Raw genomic sequence first — 2,324 nt, 5'->3', positions numbered from 1 at the left:
GAATGTTTTTTGCAAAGGAATCAAAAGTAATAGAAGATTTTATGAATAAAAATAGAACCTACTATCTAGACCCATGAAAGAAAAATGTTTTAATTTATCGGGAAGACGTATCAGTAGTATTATGAAAGCTGACTTAGTAATTCATCATTATATATAACAGAACCAAATTTTTGAAAAAAAATTATCTGTCAGAAAATTATGTGTTTGCAGAATCACTATTGACACAAGCAGCTTTTAAAACAGTTAATTTATAATCCAGTGCCGTAATCTGTCCAGCGACTGAAAAAGATATAAAATTATTTAATATAAAATCTTGAAAATCCATAAATAGAAAAGCTGTTTTTCTTTATTCATTTTTAAATAAACCATTAAATTAGCCTTTTTAATATAATATTAATATTTATAATCTAATATTTTTAGCGCAAACCAATTGCCTATGGCACCAATCAGCAATAGAACACTTGTTGCGAGAAATACGAAATACATACCCATATAACCACTGACAAACCCGCCAGCCAATGGACCGATAACCTGACCAACATATTGTACGGAAATAGTATAACCCAATACAGTTCCCACTAAATGATTTGGAACTTGATGTCGAATGATTGTTATAATGCAGGGCATTAAACCACCAAGGGCCAATCCCATAAAAAAACGTAATACGATAAGTTGCCAGACTGACGTGACATAGGCTTGGGGAACAAGCAATATCCCGGCGATAATTAAGGTCCAGATAATAATCCGTGCATGACCTATTTTATCCGCTAAATGACCAAGCCATGAAGCAGACAAAATACTCCCAAAAGCACCAGCCGACATAATCAAACCTGCAAAGAAAGTTATTCTGGATTGCTCAACAGCCAGTTGATGAACATATAAGGTTATAATTGGTTCGATAGACATATTGGCAATCATTAGTAACATACCCGTAACCAGCATTATGAAAATCAATCTTTTATTGGGAATATCGAACCAATTTCCTTTAACGGTTTTTTCATGAATAACCAACTTTGAAGGTTCTCGAATAAAACCCAATGTAACAAGAAACGTGATGAAAATTAAACATCCTGCCCCTATGAACGTAATACGGATTCCTATTAAAGATGGCAATATCCCCCCAATCAGGGGACCAATCAGATTTCCTGCCATGATACCGGATGAAAGCAGTCCAAGTGCCCAAGCAGAACGATCCTTGGGAGTTTGGGCAGCAATCATGATTGTTGCACCTGAAGAATATCCTCCAGCAAAACCCGCAAGCAATCGTAATCCAACCAATTGCCAAATATTTGTCGCACATCCCATCAATGCCATTGTCACGGCCATACCTAGACTCGCCCTAAGAAGCATTGGTTTACGACCATAACGATCCCCCAGATATCCCCAGAATGGCGCAATCATTCCTGCTATAAAAAATGTTGCGCTATAGGCTATTCCTGACCATTGAGCTATACTTGCATGATCTTTGACTCCCAACTGCTGAACATAGATCGGTAAAAAAGGCAACATTAATGTCATTGCAAGAAAGGTTGTAAATGATCCAAATAAACAAACAAAAAGATTGCGAACCCAATATGACTCATCTTGATCTGTTTCAATTGTTGAGGACATGATAAATCTACCATAAAATTGTCTTTGTTTGGTATACCAATTTGGTATACCAAAATGATCCTATCATATAATCAATAATAAGAAACAAATTTATGAACGAAACCCTTACTCAAGCTCAGCATGCTGAAATAAAATTAAGAAATCTTATTCTGAATATGGAAATAGCACCGGGTGAACGTATAACAGAACGTGATATTGTAGGGTTCATTGGAATTTCTAGAACCTCCATTCGAACCGCATTATTTAAACTTGCTAGTGAGGGACTGGTTATTCACAAAAAATCCGGTTGGATTGTATCCCCGATTAATCTAGAAGAAATTTCTCAAGTGTGCATTTATCGTAAAATACTTGAGGTTGCCGCTATTCAAGAAACAACACAAATAGTTATAGATAAAAATATTTCAAAAGTTGAAAATCTACTGAATTCAATTTCACCAACCTCAACTCATGAACAGCTTGATCAAATTGGCCATGATTTTCACATATGGATTGCAAAACTGTCAGAAAATGAATTTATTATTCAAGGCACTGAAAATGCAATGATGAGATTAAGACGAGCCCGCTGGCTTGAAAATAAATATGATCACACGGGATGGGATGAACATCGTCAAATAGTGATTGCCTTAAAAAAAGGAAAAATACAAAAAACGATATCACTTATTGAAAACCATATCTCAAGAACACGTCAAAGCTTACTAAGTACACTTCAAAAA

At 35.3% G+C, this 2,324-nt stretch carries 2 protein-coding genes; one reads left to right on the top strand and one right to left on the bottom strand.

Annotated elements, in window-relative coordinates; translation table 11 throughout:
- Nucleotides 1–393 precede the first annotated feature (393 nt).
- Nucleotides 394–1,611 carry an MFS transporter gene (locus tag U0839_RS08695; RefSeq protein WP_413550499.1) on the bottom strand — a complete coding sequence of 406 codons (1,218 nt, stop codon included), beginning with the start codon at nt 1,609–1,611 and terminating at the stop codon, nt 394–396.
- A gap of 92 nt (nt 1,612–1,703) precedes the next feature.
- Between U0839_RS08695 and U0839_RS08690 the strand changes: the two genes are divergently transcribed.
- Nucleotides 1,704–2,324: GntR family transcriptional regulator (locus U0839_RS08690; protein WP_413550497.1), on the top strand; the 621-nt coding region annotated here is incomplete at its 3' end.

It is taken from the genome of Commensalibacter sp. A3DC (assembly GCF_047307945.1).
Taxonomy (GTDB): Bacteria; Pseudomonadota; Alphaproteobacteria; order Acetobacterales; family Acetobacteraceae; genus Commensalibacter; species Commensalibacter melissae.
This window is presented reverse-complemented; position numbering and strand designations above follow the sequence as displayed.